The sequence below is a fragment of the Streptomyces sp. CY-1 genome, from assembly GCF_047218265.1.
GTDB lineage: Bacteria > Actinomycetota > Actinomycetes > Streptomycetales > Streptomycetaceae > Streptomyces > Streptomyces niphimycinicus.
Genome location: NZ_CP178393.1, coordinates 3,575,001 through 3,590,210 on the forward strand (window position 1 = coordinate 3,575,001; position 15,210 = coordinate 3,590,210).

Genomic DNA, 15,210 nt, shown 5'->3' on the forward strand with positions numbered 1-15,210 from the left:
CCGGCACGGACGGCGAGGCCGACCCGGGTGAGACCGACCCTGAAGGCGGGCAACGGGGCTCCGCGAGGCGCTCGGCCCGGGGCGGCGGCCCAGCCCCCGGTCCGCGCGGCGGAGGCGGCCCTCCAGGTTGGCGCCGGTGAAGGCCGGGATGGCGACCCCGGTCCGCGCGGCGGAGGCGGCCCTGGGGCAGCGGACCGCGCGGGAGGTTCCCGGCCCAGGCGGCGAGGGCGCCTGGGCCGGGGGCGGCGCGGCCCCCGAGCGGCCCCGCCCAGGCGCCGGAGGCGCCCCCTCCCGCCGGTAGAATCCGCCGAATGCACGCCCCCGACGCCACCCGCACCGACGAGACGCCGCAGACCGCGCTCGCCGGTCTGCTCGACGGTCTGCCGCCCCGCCAGGCGGCCCAGGCGGTCGACCGGCTGATCGGCCACTACCGGGGGCGCACCCCGACCGACGCGCCCGTGCTGCGCGACCGCTCCGACGTCGCCGCCTACGCCGCGTACCGGATGCCCGCGACCTTCGAGGCCGTGCGCGCCGCCCTCGCCGCCTTCCGCGCCCGGACGCCCGGCTGGGCCCCGGCCTCGCATATCGACATCGGCGGCGGTACGGGCGCGGCAAGCTGGGCGGTGGCCGCCACCTGGCCCCGCGACGGGCACACCACCACCGTCCTGGACTGGGCCGAGCCCGCGCTGGCCCTCGGCCGCGAACTGGCCGGGCAGGCGCCCTCCGAGGCGCTGCGCACCGCCCGCTGGCAGCGCCGGGCCATCGGCGACGGGCTCGCGCTGCCGGACGGGACCGACCTGGTCACCGTCAGCTATGTGCTGGGCGAGCTGACCGAGGCCGACCGGCGGGCCGTGGTGGCCGAGGCGGCCCGCGCGGCCCAGGCCGTGGTGCTGATCGAACCGGGCACCCCGGACGGCTATCTGCGGATCCGCGAGGCGCGGGACCGGCTGCTGGCGGCCGGGCTGCGCATCGTCGCCCCCTGCCCGCACGGCGCGGCCTGCCCGATCGAACCCGGCGCCGACTGGTGCCACTTCGCCGCCCGGGTCCGCCGCTCCTCCCTCCACCGGCAGGTCAAGGGCGGTTCACTGCCGTACGAGGACGAGAAGTTCAGCTATGTCGCGGCCGTACGGTTCGACGCCGCACCCGCCGGGGCGCGGGTGGTGCGTCGCCCGCAGATCCGCAAGGGCCAGGTACTGCTGGACCTGTGCGCCCCGGAGGCGGGGCTGGCCCGCACCACGGTGACCAAGCGTCAGGGCCCGCTGTACCGGGCCGCCCGCGATGTCTCCTGGGGCGATGTCTGGCCACCAGAGGAATCCGGCCCCTCCGACCGGTAACGCATCCAGCCCCTCCGGCGTTTGAGGAGCGGGGTCCGGGGCGGAGCCCCGGTTCGGGAAGGGGCGGGTAGGGGACCAGATCCGCCCGGAGCCCGGAGCCCGGCGCCCGCTCACCCCACCGCCCGCGCCAGCGCCGTCGCCGCCGCCGCACGAGGCGCACTGTCCCCGGCCCGGCGCCGCGGATGCACCGTCGTGGCGAGCAACACCAGATACACCCCGCGGGCCCGGTCCACCACCAGACTCGTCCCGGTGAACCCGGTGTGCCCCGCGGCCCTGCGCCCCGCCAACTCGCCCATGAACCACGGCTGGTCGACCTCGAAGCCCAGCCCCGGAGCGGTCAGCATCAGCTCGGTGGACTCCGGCGACAGCATGGGCCCGCCGCCGGCCAGCAGCGCCCGGCACAGCACCGCCAGGTCCCCGGCGGTGGAGAAGAGTCCGGCATGGCCCGCGACCCCGCCCAGCGCCCATGCGTTCTCGTCGTGCACCACGCCCCGCAGCATCCCCCGGTCCGCCTTGCCCCAGGGCCGCCGCTGGTCCTCGGTGGCCGCGATCCGGGGCAGCCAGGAGGCGGGAGGGTTGAAGCGGGTGTCGGCCATGCCCAGCGGGCCGGTGACCGTCTCCTGGACGAGCCGGTCAAGACCGCGCCCCGCGGTCCGCTCCAGCACCCGCTGGAGCAGCAGGAAGTTGAGGTCGGAGTAGCGGCGGGCGGTGCCGGGCGGGGTGACCGGCTGCTCGGCCGCGAGCCGGGCCCACCGCCGCTCCATCCCGTCCTCCTCGTACAGCGGCAGTTCGGGGATCAGCCCCGAGGTGTGGGTGAGCAGTTGGCGCACGGTGATGCCGTGCTCGGCGGCGGCCGTGCACTCCGGGGCGTACGCGGCGACCCGCCCGTCCGGCGCGATCAGCCCGCGCTCGACGGCCCGCAGCGCCACGATCGTGGTGCACAGCTTGGTGAGCGAGGCGAGGTCGAAGAGGGTGTCGCGGCGCACCGGCAGCCACCGCTCGCGCGGCAGCTCCACGCCCCGGTCGGCCCGCTCGTCGTACGCCGCGTAGCGCACCGCCCAGCCGAAGGACTCCTCGGCCAGCGGGCCCGACGCGGTCCCGGCGGCCAGTGCCACCCCCGAACACCAAGGGCGCTCCCCTTCGGGAAGCGCCCTGACGATCTCCAGCAGCCGGGTCAGACCACGGTCACGCTCTGCTTCGTACGTCGCTGCCACGGACGGCAGAGTCCCATGAAGCAGGCGATGGCCGCGAGCGCGCAGACGAGCTGGACGACGGCCATCGGCACCGCCGTGGTCTCCCCCGCGATCCCCACCAGCGGGGAGGCGACGGCGCCCAGCAGGAAGGTGGAGGTGCCCAGCAGCGCGGAGGCGGAACCGGCGGCGTGCGGGGTGCGGTTCAGGGCCTGGGCGTTGGTGTTCGGCATGGCCAGGCCCATCGCGGACATCAGCACGAACAGGCTCCCGGCCACCGGGACGAGCCCGGCCTTCCCGAAGACCCCGGAGGCCAGCACGAGCAGCGCGGCCGCCGCGACGGTGATCACGACCAGCCCGACCAGCAGCACCTTGTCCATGCTGACCCGGCCGACCAGCACCCGGCCGTTGAGCTGGCCGGTGGCGATCAGGCCGATCGAGTTCAGCCCGAAGAGCAGGCTGAAGGTCTGCGGTGAGGCGCCGTAGATCTCCTGGACGATGAAGGACGACCCGGCGACATAGGCGAAGAGCGCCGCGAAGGCGAAGCTGCCCGCGAGCATGTAGCCGGTGAAGACGCGGTCGGCGAGCAACCCCCGCATGGTGCGCAGGGTCTGGCCGAGCCCCCCGTCCTGGCGCCGCTCGGGCGGCAGCGTCTCGCCCAGCCACCGCCAGACCACGAAGGTGAACAGGGTGCCGATCACGGTGAGCACCGCGAAGACGCCGCGCCAGTCGGTGAAGCGCAGGATCTGGCCGCCGATGAGCGGGGCCACGATGGGCGCCACCCCCGAGATCAGCATCAGGGTGGAGAAGAAGCGGGCCATCGCGATGCCGTCGTAGAGGTCCCGGACGACGGCGCGGGCGATCACGATTCCGGCCGCGCCCGCGAGCCCCTGGAGCAGCCGGAAGCCGATGAGCAGCCCGGCGGTGGGGGCGAAGGCGCAGATGGCGGTGGCGATGACGTAGATCACCATGCCGATGAGCAGTGGCCGGCGGCGCCCCCAGCGGTCGCTCATCGGGCCGACGGCGAGCTGGCCGAGCGCCATGCCCATCAGACAGGCGGTGAGGGTGAGCTGGGCGGTGGCGGCCGAGCTGTGGAACCCGTCGGTGACCTCCGGCAGGGCCGGGAGGTACATGTCCATGGACAGCGGCGGGAGTGCGGTGAGCCCGCCGAGGATCAGGGTGACGAGGAGGCTCGTACGGCGCTGCGCGGTGAGCCCGGGAAGGGCGGCAGCGGAGGTGCGGGAGGTGTCGGGGGACGGGATTCCGGGCCGGTCGGCCCGGGTGGGAGCGGCGGCCGGTTGGCCGGGCTGCTGCATGCGTACCTTCCTGAGTCGTTGATGCGTCTCTATGCTCTCAGCAATTCGAATGGGGTCGAACTCCTGTGGACAGGGGGAACGGGGACGGAATGGTCGGGACAACCGGGGCAAGGGCCGTGCGGTGGGGGATTCTGGCGACCGGTGGGATCGCCGCCTCGTTCACCTCGGATCTGCTGGAGATGGCGGACGCGCAGGTCATCGCGGTCGGCTCGCGCCGCCCGGAGTCGGCCAAGCGGTTCGCGGAGCGGTTCGGGATATCCCGCGCCTACGGCAACTGGGCGGAGCTGGCCGCCGATGACGACATCGATGTGATCTATGTCGCCACCCCGCACTCGGCCCATCGGGAGGCGGCCGGGCTGTGTCTGGAGGCGGGGCGGGCGGTGCTGTGCGAGAAGCCGTTCACGCTCAATGTCCGGCAGGCCGAGGAGCTGGTGGGCCTCGCCCGGACCCGGGGCCGCTTCCTGATGGAGGCGATGTGGACGTACTGCGATCCGGTCGTCCGCCGGATGACCGAACTGGTCCACGACGGGGCGATCGGCGAGGTCCGGGCGGTCCACGCGGACTTCGGGCTGCCCGGCCCGATCGACCCGGACCACCGGCTGCGCGATCCGGCGCTGGGCGGCGGCGCCCTGCTGGATCTCGGCGTCTATCCGGTGTCCTTCGCGCAGTTGCTGCTCGGCGAGCCGGACGAGATACGGGCGGTGGGACAGCTCTCCCCCGAGGGCGTGGATATGAACACGGGCCTTGCGCTGGGCTGGGACAGCGGGGCGGTGGCGCTGCTCTCCTGCTCGATCACCGCGGATACGCCGATGACGGCGGCGGTGACGGGCACGGCGGGGCGGATCGAGTTCCCCCGCGGCTTCTTCCACCCCGAGCGCTTCGTGCTGCACCGGCCCGGCCGGGACCCTGAGGAGATCGCGGCGGTGGACGGGCTGCGCTCCTACCAGCGGGAGGCGGCGGAGGTGATGCGCTGCCTGCGCGCGGGCGAGACGGAGTCCCCGCTGGTGCCGCTGGACGGCACGCTGGCGGTGATGCGCACCCTGGACGCGGCGCGGGAGCGGCTGGGGGTGCGGTATCCCGGCGAGGACGAGGTGTGAGGGCGTGGGGTGACGAGGTGTGAGAACGAGGTACGAGGGGTGACCCGGGCGGGCCCGGCGCCTGGGGTGCGCGCCGGGTCCCGCCCGTTCGTCAGACCTGCTTCAGCCCGGGGTTCCCGGCCTCGCTGACGAACGACGCCGCCGTGGTGAGCGGCGCGCCCGGGGTGGTGACCGCGGAGACGGTCTTGTAGTCGGCGCGTGCCCGCTCCTCGTCCAGCGAGACGGTCACATAGCCGCGCCGGCCGTTGTAGAACTTCATATGCGGGTTGGCGGCCAGGTAGGTGGCCCAGTTGTCGGGCTTGTCGGCGCCGTCCTTGCCGCTGGTGATGGAGGTGCCGACGAACTCCACGCCCAGGGTGCGGGAGTCCGGGTCGTCGAAGTCCTTCTTGATGTCGAAGGCGTAGTGCACATGCACATCGCCGGTGAGCACCACGAAGTTCTCCAGGCCCGCCTGCTCGACACCGGCCAGGATCCGCTCCCGGGAGGCGGGGTAGCCGTCCCAGGAGTCCATGGAGAGCTTGGAGCGGGCGGCCGTGGTGTTCTTCCGCTGGGAGAAGGTGACCTGCTGCGGCAGCACGTTCCAGGTGGCGGTGGAGCTCCGGAAGCCGCTGAGCAGCCAGCGCTCCTGGGTGGAGCCGGTGAGGGTGCGCGCGGGGTCCTCGGACTCCGGGCCGGGGTACTGCCAGCCGTCGCCGTACGCCTGGTTGGAGCGGTACTGGCGGGTGTCGAGGATGTCGAACTGGGCCAGCTTGCCGTAGTGGAAGCGGCGGTAGAGCCGCATATCGGGGCCGTCCGGCTGCTGGGGCATCCGCAGCGGCATGTTCTCCCAGTACGCCCGGTAGGCGGCGGCCCGGCGGATCAGGAACTCCTCGGACGGGCTGCCGTTCTCGTCGATGTCGCCCGCGTAGTTGTTCTCGGTCTCGTGGTCGTCCCAGGTGACGAACCAGGGGAAGGCGGCGTGGGCGGCCTGGAGGTCCTCGTCGGACTTGTAGAGCGCGTAGCGCAGCCGGTAGTCCTCGAGGGTCATCGTCTCGGTGTTGAACACCGCGGGGAGGGTGCGGTCGGTGTAGTTGCGGGCGCCGCCCGCGGAGTTGACCGCGTACTCGTACTGGTAGTCGCCCACGTGGAAGACGGCGTCCAGGTCCTCGTCCGCCAGGTGGCGGTAGGCGGTGAAGTAGCCGTCGTGGTACGCCTGGCAGGAGACCAGGCCGAAGCGCACGTCCCGGACCTTGGCGCCCCGGGCGGGGGTGGTGCGGGTGCGGCCCACCGGGCTGGTCCAGTTCCCGGCCCGGAAGCGGTACCAGTAGACGCGGTCCGGCTCGAGCCCGTTCGCGTCGACGTGCACCGTGTAGTTGAACTCGGCGTGCGCGGAGGTGGTCCCCCGGCGGGCGACGCGCTGGAACTTCTCGTCGCGGGCGATCTCCCAGTCGACCTTGACGGTGCCCTCTTCGGGCAGCCCGTTGCCGGGCTCGTACGGGCGGGGCGCCAGCCTGGTCCACAGCACGACCGCGCCGGGCAGCGGGTCGCCGGAGGCCACGCCGAGGGTGAAGGGGTTGTCGGCGAGCGCGCGCGGGGACACCTGCGCGGCGTGGGCGCTGGGCAGATTGGTGGTGAACGCGAGCGCGGCGGCGGCTCCGGTGACGGTGAGGAAGCGGCGGCGTCCCAGACGTGCGGCCGCAGCTCGTATGGCCTGCTGGTGCGAGTCGTGTGCCATGTGCTCTCCCCTGGCTCGTGGCGTCAGAGGAATTGCAGTGTCGGTGGACGGCCGGCCGCTTGCGTGCACCCGACATCGATATGGCCGCTGGGTGAGGTCCGTTGCCGGAAGGGACCATTGCGGCGAATCGACGCCTCCACACGGCGAACTGACGTGGCGTACGCTGCGGCGCCATGAGCGACGGTCGTGTGTCGGTGGTGTCGAAAGTGGCGGTGGTGACGGGCGCGGGCTCCGGGGTCGGCCGGGCGGTGGCGCTCGAACTCCTGGAGGCGGGCTGGTCGGTGGTGCTGGCGGGGCGCCGCGAGGAGGCCCTGGCCGAGACGGCGCGGCTGGCCGGTGGCGGTCCACCGGCCCCCGTGGTGCCGACGGATGTGGCAAGTCCGGAGCGGGTGGAGGCGCTCTTCGCCGCGGTGCGGGAGCGGTTCGGACGGCTCGATCTGCTGTTCAACAACGCGGGGAGCTTCGGCCCGCGCGGTGTGGCCCTGGCGGATCTGGCCTACGAGGACTGGCGGTCGGTCGTGGACACCAACCTGACGGGCGCGTTCCTGTGCGCCCAGGCGGCGTTCCGGCTGATGCGGGATCAGGAGCCACAGGGCGGGCGGATCATCAACAACGGCTCCATCTCGGCGCACGCGCCCCGGCCGGACAGCGTGGCGTACACCGCCACCAAGCACGCCATCACGGGGCTCACCAAGTCGCTGTCGCTGGACGGGCGGCGGTACCGCATCGCCTGCGGGCAGATCGACATCGGCAACGCGGCGACCGAGATGACCGAGCGGATGTCGGCCGGTGTACCGCAGGCGAACGGGGAGGTGGCGGCCGAGCCCGTGATGGACGTCGCGGACGTGGCGCGCACGGTCCGGCATATGGCGTCGCTGCCGCTGGAGGCCAACGTGCAGTTCGCGACGGTCATGGCGACGGCGATGCCGTACATCGGCCGCGGCTGACGGATGAGGGTTCGTCACCCGTCCTAGATAACCCTCCAATTGTGGAGATAATGTGAGGATGCGGGCAATTCACTCGATCGGCACAGCGGCTCCGACGCCACCGCCGACGCACCCGCTCACCCACCCCCGGACCGGCCCCCTCTCCCACCCCCGGACTGTTCGACGCCCGCTCCATATGGCAGGGTCGTTTCCCACCGCGCCACACCTTTCACCACCGCCCCACGACCGCCATCCGAACGAAGAGAGACCGCCGTGCGTTCTCTGCCGCTCACCTTGGTCGCCCGTCTGCTGCCCGTCGCCGTCCTCGCCGCCGCGGGGGTGGCCATGACGGCGTCGGACGACTCGGACACGGGCGCCACCCCGGCGGGCCCCTCCCCGCAGACCTCGGCCCCGGCCACCGGCGCCGCCGCGCCGCGCTACGCCAAGCCGCCCGCGGAGGCGTGCACCACCCTCCCCGAGTCGATGCTCAAGGAGCTGGTGCCGGGCGCCAAAGCGGCCGGGAACGAGCTGAAGTCCAGCGACCTGAGCCGCCGCACGGGCTGCTCCTGGCACGCCCTGGACGACTTCGAGTACCGCTGGCTGGACATCGCCTACGACGTCAAGAGCACCGCGGGGAAGAAGGGCGGGAGCGCGGGCGGCAGCGCGGTGCCCGGCCTCGGCGACGACGCGTCGGTGACCGAGAAGACCACCGAGGACGACGACCAGGGCATCCGCGAGGCCGTGGTGACGGTCCACCAGGACAATGCCGCGGTCACCGTGACCTACAACGGCGGCGACTTCGAGAGCCACAAGGCCGCCGACGGCGATGCGATCCGTAAGGGCGCCATCAGCGCGGCCAAGAAGGCGCTCGCCGCACTCGACGGCTGATCGTTCCGCCGGCCTTCCCGCTCTGCTCAATCGTTTCGTTCCGCTCGGTTGTTTTGTGCCGCTCGCCCTTTGAGGCCGACTGCTCAGTCATTGATGAACATCAGCCGTACGGAAGTGCCCTTCCGGGTGAACGGATACGATCGCGGGCATCGCACCCGAGCCCTGGAGTCCCACCGTGTCCCCCGCCGCCTCCGAACCACGCCTGGGTATCGCCGTCCTGACCATGGGCAACCGGCCCAGAGAGGTGGCCGCCCTGCTGGAGTCGGTCGCGAAGCAGGACGTGGCCCCGGCCCGCATCGTGGTCGTCGGCAACGGCTCCCCGCTCCCGGAGTTCCCCGCCGAGGTGACCGCGGTCGAGCTGGCGGAGAACCTCGGCGTCTCGGGCGGCCGTAACGTCGCCTGGCGGCGGCTGCGCGACTTCGGCGACGTGGACGTCGTCATCGACCTCGACGACGACGGGCTGCTGGTGGACGCCGACGTCTTCCGCAGGGTCCGCGATCTGTACGCCGAGGACCCGCGCCTGGGCATCGTGAGCTTCCGCATCGCCGACGAGACGGGTGAGACCCAGCGCCGCCATGTACCCCGGCTGCGCGCCTCCGATCCGATGCGCGGCGGCGAGGTGACCACCTTCCTCGGCGGCGGCCACGCCCTGTCGGTGGCGATGCTGGAGCAGATCGGCGGCTGGCCGGACGCGTTCTTCTTCACCCATGAGGAGACCGACCTCGCCTGGCGGGCGCTCGACGCGCGCTGGAAGGTCCTCTACGCCCCCGAACTGCTGCTCCAGCACCCCAAGACGTCCCCCGCCCGGCACGCCGTCTACCACCGGATGACCGCCCGCAACCGGGTCTGGCTGGCCCGCCGCCATCTGCCGCTGCCGCTGATCCCGCTCTACCTCGGCACCTGGACACTGCTCACGCTCGCCCGCACCCGCTCCCTGACCGGGCTGCGGGCCTGGGCGGGCGGCTTCCTGGAGGGCCTGCGCACCTCCTGCGGCAGGCGCCGCCCGATGCGCTGGCGCACGGTGTGGCGGATGACCAAGCTGGGCCGCCCGCCCGTGATCTGACGAGGTGACGGCCTGAAGGGCCGACGGTCCTACGGGGCCAGCCCGAGGGCGGGGAAGACCGACGCCTCGAGGAAGCGCGTCAGATAGCCGCGGTCGGCGAACCGGCCCTCCAGCAGATGGCGGACCCGCATCGCGCCGATGAGCTGGGTGGGGACGAACTCGACGGCGGGATTGTCCGCGGCCACCTCGCCGCGCTCCACGCCCCGGCGGACCATCGCCTGGATCGTCTTCACCTCGTGCTCGATCAGCGCGGCGCGCAGCGCCTGGAGCAGATCGGGGTCCTGGAGCGCGGCGTGCCCGACGGCGTACACCAGCGCCGTGTCACCGCCGCACTCCTCCCCCGCCTCCCCCACCGCGGCCGCGACGGCGCGCAGATCGCCCGCGAGGGAGCCGGTGTCGATGCCCTCCAGCGCGAAGGGGCGCTTGCAGGAGCGCAGCGCGGCGACGACGAGCTGGGGCTTGCTGCACCACTGCCGGTAGAGGGTGGAGCGGCTGGCGCGGGTGCGGGCGGCGACCGCCTCGATGGTGAGGGCCTCGTAGCCGCCCTCCTGGAGCAGATCGAGGACCGCCTGGTAGAACTCCTGCTCCCGCTCGGGGCTGATCTTGGAACGGCGCTGCGGCGCGGCCGTCTCCGGGCCTTGCGTCGCCATGGCTCTCCTCCTCGGTCACCGGACTCCGGCCCCCCGACCACGCAGTGTACCGACACATCGGCGTACCGATACACCCATGTACCGATACAGCTCCGAACCGGTACACTCTCGTATCGATACGTTTGTGTGCCGATGGCGCCAGGCAGATGGGCGCCCAGAGGAAGGCACGGTGGATGAACCCGACCGTCATAGCCGTAGCGCTCGCGCTCGCCTCGGCCGTCGCCTACGCGACCGCCGCGGTGGCCCAGGAGCGGCTGGCCGCCGGCGGGCGCCCGGGCCGCATGCCGGGGCTGCTGCTGCGCGGCGCCTGGTGGGGCGCGGTCGGCCTCAACTCCAGCGGTGCCCTGCTGCATGTGGCCGCGCTGCGGTACGGACCGCTCACCCTGGTCCAGCCGCTCGGCGCGCTGACCCTGGTCGCGGCCGTCCCGCTGGGCGCGCGGCTCGCGGGGCGGCGGGTGGCCCGGAACGAGTGGCGGGGCGTGGCCCTCGCGCTGATCGGCCTCGGCGCCCTGCTGCCGGTCACCGCCGGGGAGACCCCGCGCGACACGCTCAGCCTGCCGCAGGCGGTCGGACTCGCGGGCGTCGTGCTGGTGTTCATCGCGCTGTGCGTCCGGCCGGGGCGCACCGGGCGCGGGGCCTCGGGCCGGGGTCTGCGGTACGCCACCGCGTCCGGGGTCGCCTCGGGCGTCGCCTCGGCGCTCACCCAGACCCTCACGGTCGCGCTCGCCGACTCCCGCGTCCCGGGGGCGGCCCTGGTGTCCTGGCGGACCGTGATCGTGGCCGTCCTGGTCGCGGTCTTCGCGGTGAGCGGTCTGCTGCTGGCCCAGAGCGCCTACGGCAGCGGCCTCGGCGCACCCCTCGCCACTCTGACCCTCGCCAACCCGGTGGCGGCCGCCGCCATCGGGATCGTCCTGCTGGACGAGCGCTTCCGGGGCGGTCCGGCGGGCTGGGCCCTGGCCGCCGCGGGCGCGGCGGCGGCGGCCCGCGGGGTGGTCCTGCTCTCCCGGGCGCCCCATCCGGGCGCGGATGTGCGCGGGGACGCCGTGGCCGTACGGGAGGCCGCCGCGACCGTACGGCGGGCTTCCGCACGCGAGGCGGCCGTACCGGGGAGCCGCGCATCCGATGAGACCCTGCGCGAGCCCGCCACCGTCACCCTGGAACCCATGCGGGAACCGGTTCGGGAAACCGTGCGGGAGCCGGTTCGGGAACCCGTGCGCGAGTCGGCGCGGGAGCCGGTGCCCACGCCCCCGTGATCGTCACGGCGCCGGTCGCTCCGCCGCCGTAAGGTGGACCGCATGGTGGACGCGAGTGTGTCGACCTCGGCCGAGACCGCTGAGCAGTCGCTGGACGAGCTGCTCCGGGCGTCCCACGAGGCTTCACCCGCGGAGCTGCCGGGAGCCCTGGACCGCTACACCACGGCCATGCGCATGGGCCATGCGGTCATCTTCCTGATCGACCTCCAGCAGCGGCTGCTGATCCCGCTCGACGAGGACGTACCGCGGCTGGACCTCGACGACTCGCTGGCCGGATTCGCCTACCGGACCAGCACGGTGCGGGTCAAGGAGGACAACGAGGGCGGGCTGGACGTCTGGCTGCCGCTGATGAACGGCGCGGAGCGGCTGGGCGTGCTGAAGCTGCGGATGGACTTCCTGGACGCGCTCACGCTCTGGCGCTGCCGGACGCTGGCCTCGCTCCTCTCCCTGGTCATCACGTCCAAGCGCACCTCCATCGACACCTTCGCCCGGCGCACCCGGACCCGGTCCATGGAGCTGCCCACCGAGATGGTGCGGGCCTTCCTCCCGCCACGCTCGATCGGCACCGGCCGGGTGATCTCGACGGCCGTTCTGGAGCCCGCGTACGAGCTGGGCGGCGATGCCTTCGACCATTCGTTCACCGAGGACGTGCTGCACGCCACGATCCTCGACGCCATGGGCCACGATCTGGCGTCCGGGCTGACCACCTCCGTGGCGATGGCGGGCAGCCGCAACGCCCGGCGCATCGGCGCCGACCTGGCGGAGCTGGTCACCACCGTGGACGAGGCCCTGGCCAAATGGCTTCCGGACCAGTTCTGCACGGGCGTCTTCCTCCGGCTGCACATGCCGAGCGGGGCGCTGCGCTGGTCCAACTGCGGCCATCCCACCCCGCTGGTCATCCGCCGCCGGCGGCTGCTGGACAGGGAGCTGGAGCGCGCCGCCGAACCGCCACTGGGGCTGCCCCCGCGGCTGTCGGCGGCGCCCCGCCGGATCCATGAGACGGCCCTGGAGCCCGGCGACCGGATTCTGCTGTACACCGACGGGGTCGTGGAGTCGCGCGACGAGGGAGGCGAGCAGTTCGGCCTGGAGCGCTTCGCCGACCACATCATCCGCTCGACGGCTGCCGGGGAGAACGCCCCCGAGGTGCTCCGGCTGCTCATCCACGCCATCCTCGACCACGGGCACAGCCAACTCAGCGACGACGCCACGATTTTGATGATCGAGTGGCGACCGCCGGATCCCTGAGCCGTCGAGGCGATATCCGATGACGCCCCCCGACCCCGCCACCCGCCGCGTCCGGCCGGACCCCCCGCCCGGCGCCCCCGACCTGGCCACGGCCACGGTCGACGACCACGGCGTGGTGACCGGGTGGAGCGAGGGCGCCCGGCGGCTGCTGGGCTATCGCGCCGAGGATGTCGTAGGGCGGGCGGCGGGCGAGCTGCGCGCGGAGAAGGCGCTCGGGGACGCCGCGGGCGGCGCCGGGCCGTGCCCGGCGGACGAGCCCCGGTGGAGCGGACGGGTCGCGCTGTGCCACCGGGACGGGCATCGGGTGGAGGTCGAGCTGCTGGCCCAGCGTGGCCCGGTGGGCGATGGATCCGCGGGCTGGCTGCTGGTCTGCGCCGCGCCCCGGGAGCCGCTCCCCCATGAGTCGCTCCCCCATAAGCCGCTCCCCCGGGATTCGCTCCCCCAAGAGCGGGGCGCGCCGGTGGACCGCGCGTTCGCCCAGTGCCCCTGCGTCCTGGCACTCTTCGACACCGAGCTGCGGCTGTCGCGGGCCAACGCCGATATGCAGGCCGCCACCGCCCGCAGCGAGGACCAGATGCGCGGGCTGCGGCTGACGGAGCTGGTGGGCCACGGCGAGAGCGAGCGGGTCGAGCGGGCCATGCGGGAGGTGCTGAAGAGCCGCGAACGGCTCGAACTGGAGACACATCTGCGGGAGCCGGGCGAGAGCCATGAGCACGCCTGGTCGGTCTCCCTGGCCCCGCTGACCGACCGGTCCGGCGGGCTGTGCGGCGTATGCTTCGCGGCCCGCGACACCACCGCCGAGCAGGAGGCCCGGCAGCGGCTGCTGCTGCTCAGCGAGGCGGGGGCGCGGCTGGACAGCACCCTGGACCTGGACCGGATCGCCCGGGAGCTGGCCGAGGTGGCGGTCCCCCGGCTCGCCGACTTCGCCAGCGTCGATCTGCTCACCTTCCTCCACCGGGGCGACGAGCCCCCGGCCGGGCCGCTGCGCGAGCCCATCACCCTGCGGCGCGCGGCCCACCGGTCCGTCCTGAAGGGCGCCCCGGAGGCGCTGGTCGACATCGGGGACCTGGCCACACATCCCCAGCACTCCCCCACGGCGACGTGCCTGATCGAGGGCCGGGCCGCGCGGCACCAGGTGACCGAGCACCTGCTGGCGGGCTGGGAGGCCAAGGACCCCGGCCGGGCCGCCCGGATCCGCGAGCACGGGGCGCATTCGGTGATCGTGGCGCCGATGCGGGCCCGCGGGGTCACCCTCGGCACGGCCCTCTTCGCCCGCCACCGCACAGCGGCGCCCTTCACCGAGGACGACACGATGCTGGCCGAGGAACTCACCGCACGGGCGGCCGTCTGTGTCGACAACGCCCGCCGCTATCTGCGGGAACGCATGACGGCCGAGACCTTGCAGCGCAGCCTGCTGCCGCGGGAGCTGCCCGATCTGACGGCGCTGGAGGTCGCCTCGCGCTATCTGCCCTCGGGTGCCTGGGCCGGGGTGGGCGGCGACTGGTTCGACGCGATGCCGCTGTCCGGCGCCCGCGCCGCCGTGGTGGTCGGCGATGTCGTGGGCCGTGGCGTCGAGGCGGCCGCCACCATGGGGCGACTGCGCTCCGCCGTGCGCATTCTGGCCGATATCGATCTGCCGCCCGGTGAGCTGCTGACTCATCTCGACGACCTGGTCACCCGGCTGTCCGCGGACCAGAAGCCGGAGAGCTTCGGGCCGTTCGGCGCCACCTGTGTGTACGCGGTCTACGACCCGGTCTCCCACCACTGCGCCATCGCCGCGGCGGGCCATCCCGCACCGCTGGTGGTCGGCCCGGAGGGCGCCGCCGATCCGCTCGATCTGCCCATCGGTCCGCCGCTGGGGCTGGGCGGGCTGCCGTTCGAGGTCATGGAGACGGAGCTGCCCGAGGGCAGTCTGCTCGCCCTGTACACCAACGGCCTGATCGACGGCCGGGACCGCGAGATCGGCGAGGGGCTGGAGACCCTGCGCGAGGTCCTGAGCCGGCCCGCCCCGTCCCTGGAGGCGCTCTGCGACAACGTCCTGCGGGCCCTGCTCCCGGTCAGTCCCGACGACGACATCGCGCTGCTCCTCGCCCGCGCCCGGCCGCTTCCCGCCGACCGGGTCACCACCTGGGACATCCCGGCGGACCCGGCCGCCGTCGCCGAGGCCCGCCGGAACACCACCGGGCAACTGCTGGCCTGGGGGCTTGAGGAGACGCTCTTCACCACCGAGCTGATCGTCAGCGAACTGGTCACCAACGCGATCCGCTACGGCCGCCCGCCCATCCGGCTGCGGCTGATCCGCGACCGCGGCCTCATCTGCGAGGTCTCCGACGCCAACAGCACCGCGCCCCATCTGCGCCGGGCCCGGGTCTTCGACGAGGGCGGCCGCGGTCTGATGCTGGTCGCCCAGATGGCGACGCGCTGGGGCACCCGGCAGGGCACGGACGGCAAGACGATCTGGGTCGAGCAGGATCTCTCCCCGCACTGACCACGGGCCCCTGTCCCGTGGGTGCACTCGGGACGCCGATATTCGA

Annotated in this window: 12 protein-coding genes; 8 read left to right on the plus strand and 4 right to left on the minus strand. The window is 73.4% G+C overall.

Annotated features, from left to right (window positions below; translation table 11 throughout):
* Positions 1-311 precede the first annotated feature (311 nt).
* A complete protein-coding gene (locus tag ACK1X7_RS15460) occupies positions 312-1,334 on the plus strand; it encodes a small ribosomal subunit Rsm22 family protein (RefSeq protein WP_385152754.1) in 1,023 nt (340 codons plus the stop codon).
* Between the two features lie 110 nt (positions 1,335-1,444).
* On the opposite strand, the gene ACK1X7_RS15465 is transcribed toward ACK1X7_RS15460, so the two are convergent.
* Both ACK1X7_RS15465 and ACK1X7_RS15470 read right to left on the minus strand, forming a co-directional pair.
* Positions 1,445-2,548, minus strand: coding sequence for a serine hydrolase domain-containing protein (locus ACK1X7_RS15465; protein WP_413115196.1), 1,104 nt, complete (start codon positions 2,546-2,548; stop codon positions 1,445-1,447).
* On the minus strand, positions 2,509-3,840 hold the full coding sequence (locus ACK1X7_RS15470) for a multidrug effflux MFS transporter (RefSeq protein ID WP_413115197.1): 1,332 nt from the start codon (positions 3,838-3,840) through the stop codon (positions 2,509-2,511). Before ACK1X7_RS15470 ends, ACK1X7_RS15465 begins: the two co-directional genes overlap by 40 nt.
* Positions 3,841-3,929: 89 nt before the next feature.
* On the opposite strand from ACK1X7_RS15470, the gene ACK1X7_RS15475 reads away from it, so the two are divergent.
* Entirely contained in the window at positions 3,930-4,937 is a 1,008-nt protein-coding gene (locus tag ACK1X7_RS15475; RefSeq protein ID WP_390795444.1) for a Gfo/Idh/MocA family protein, read from the plus strand.
* A gap of 91 nt (positions 4,938-5,028) precedes the next feature.
* Here ACK1X7_RS15475 and ACK1X7_RS15480 read toward each other — a convergent pair whose 3' ends face one another.
* Positions 5,029-6,651, minus strand: a complete 1,623-nt coding sequence (locus tag ACK1X7_RS15480) for an alkaline phosphatase D family protein (RefSeq protein WP_390795445.1) — start codon at positions 6,649-6,651, stop codon at positions 5,029-5,031.
* Positions 6,652-6,824: 173 nt separating this feature from the next.
* Between ACK1X7_RS15480 and ACK1X7_RS15485 the strand changes: the two genes are divergently transcribed.
* From ACK1X7_RS15485 to ACK1X7_RS15495, 3 genes are all read left to right on the plus strand, one after another.
* Positions 6,825-7,598 (plus strand): SDR family oxidoreductase, encoded by a 774-nt coding sequence (locus ACK1X7_RS15485; protein ID WP_361506011.1) that lies wholly within the window; start codon positions 6,825-6,827, stop codon positions 7,596-7,598.
* A gap of 252 nt (positions 7,599-7,850) precedes the next feature.
* A complete protein-coding gene (locus tag ACK1X7_RS15490; RefSeq protein ID WP_413115198.1) occupies positions 7,851-8,465 on the plus strand; it encodes a hypothetical protein in 615 nt (204 codons plus the stop codon).
* A gap of 223 nt (positions 8,466-8,688) precedes the next feature.
* The gene (locus ACK1X7_RS15495; protein WP_385152782.1) at positions 8,689-9,528 is read left to right on the plus strand and encodes a glycosyltransferase family 2 protein; all 840 of its coding nucleotides are present in this window, start codon (positions 8,689-8,691) and stop codon (positions 9,526-9,528) included.
* 29 nt (positions 9,529-9,557) lie between these two features.
* Here the strand turns inward: ACK1X7_RS15495 and ACK1X7_RS15500 are convergent, their stop codons facing one another.
* The gene (locus ACK1X7_RS15500; protein WP_385152769.1) at positions 9,558-10,178 is read right to left on the minus strand and encodes a TetR/AcrR family transcriptional regulator; all 621 of its coding nucleotides are present in this window, start codon (positions 10,176-10,178) and stop codon (positions 9,558-9,560) included.
* Positions 10,179-10,351: 173 nt separating this feature from the next.
* Here ACK1X7_RS15500 and ACK1X7_RS15505 point away from each other — a divergent pair, with 173 nt between their 5' ends.
* From ACK1X7_RS15505 to ACK1X7_RS15515, 3 genes are read left to right on the plus strand one after another with little or no spacing between them, the layout of a single operon-like run.
* Positions 10,352-11,431, plus strand: coding sequence for a DMT family transporter (locus tag ACK1X7_RS15505; RefSeq protein ID WP_390795446.1), 1,080 nt, complete (start codon positions 10,352-10,354; stop codon positions 11,429-11,431).
* A gap of 42 nt (positions 11,432-11,473) precedes the next feature.
* On the plus strand, positions 11,474-12,676 hold the full coding sequence (locus ACK1X7_RS15510) for a PP2C family protein-serine/threonine phosphatase (protein WP_413115199.1): 1,203 nt from the start codon (positions 11,474-11,476) through the stop codon (positions 12,674-12,676).
* 19 nt (positions 12,677-12,695) lie between these two features.
* Positions 12,696-15,164, plus strand: a complete 2,469-nt coding sequence (locus ACK1X7_RS15515; RefSeq protein WP_385152778.1) for a SpoIIE family protein phosphatase — start codon at positions 12,696-12,698, stop codon at positions 15,162-15,164.
* The last annotated feature ends 46 nt before the right edge of the window (positions 15,165-15,210 follow it).

Excerpts from the sequence above, each read along its gene's own strand:
- ACK1X7_RS15480 (WP_390795445.1), bottom strand. The coding sequence starts at position 6,651 with ATGGCACACGACTCGCACCAGCAGGCCATACGAGCTGCGGCCGCACGT.
- ACK1X7_RS15505 (WP_390795446.1), top strand. The coding sequence starts at position 10,352 with ATGAACCCGACCGTCATAGCCGTAGCGCTCGCGCTCGCCTCGGCCGTC.
- ACK1X7_RS15500 (WP_385152769.1), bottom strand. The coding sequence starts at position 10,178 with ATGGCGACGCAAGGCCCGGAGACGGCCGCGCCGCAGCGCCGTTCCAAG.
- ACK1X7_RS15470 (WP_413115197.1), bottom strand. The coding sequence starts at position 3,840 with ATGCAGCAGCCCGGCCAACCGGCCGCCGCTCCCACCCGGGCCGACCGG.
- ACK1X7_RS15475 (WP_390795444.1), top strand. The coding sequence starts at position 3,930 with ATGGTCGGGACAACCGGGGCAAGGGCCGTGCGGTGGGGGATTCTGGCG.
- ACK1X7_RS15510 (WP_413115199.1), top strand. The coding sequence starts at position 11,474 with ATGGTGGACGCGAGTGTGTCGACCTCGGCCGAGACCGCTGAGCAGTCG.
- ACK1X7_RS15495 (WP_385152782.1), top strand. The coding sequence starts at position 8,689 with ATGGGCAACCGGCCCAGAGAGGTGGCCGCCCTGCTGGAGTCGGTCGCG.
- ACK1X7_RS15460 (WP_385152754.1), top strand. The coding sequence starts at position 312 with ATGCACGCCCCCGACGCCACCCGCACCGACGAGACGCCGCAGACCGCG.
- ACK1X7_RS15515 (WP_385152778.1), top strand. The coding sequence starts at position 12,696 with ATGACGCCCCCCGACCCCGCCACCCGCCGCGTCCGGCCGGACCCCCCG.
- ACK1X7_RS15485 (WP_361506011.1), top strand. The coding sequence starts at position 6,825 with ATGAGCGACGGTCGTGTGTCGGTGGTGTCGAAAGTGGCGGTGGTGACG.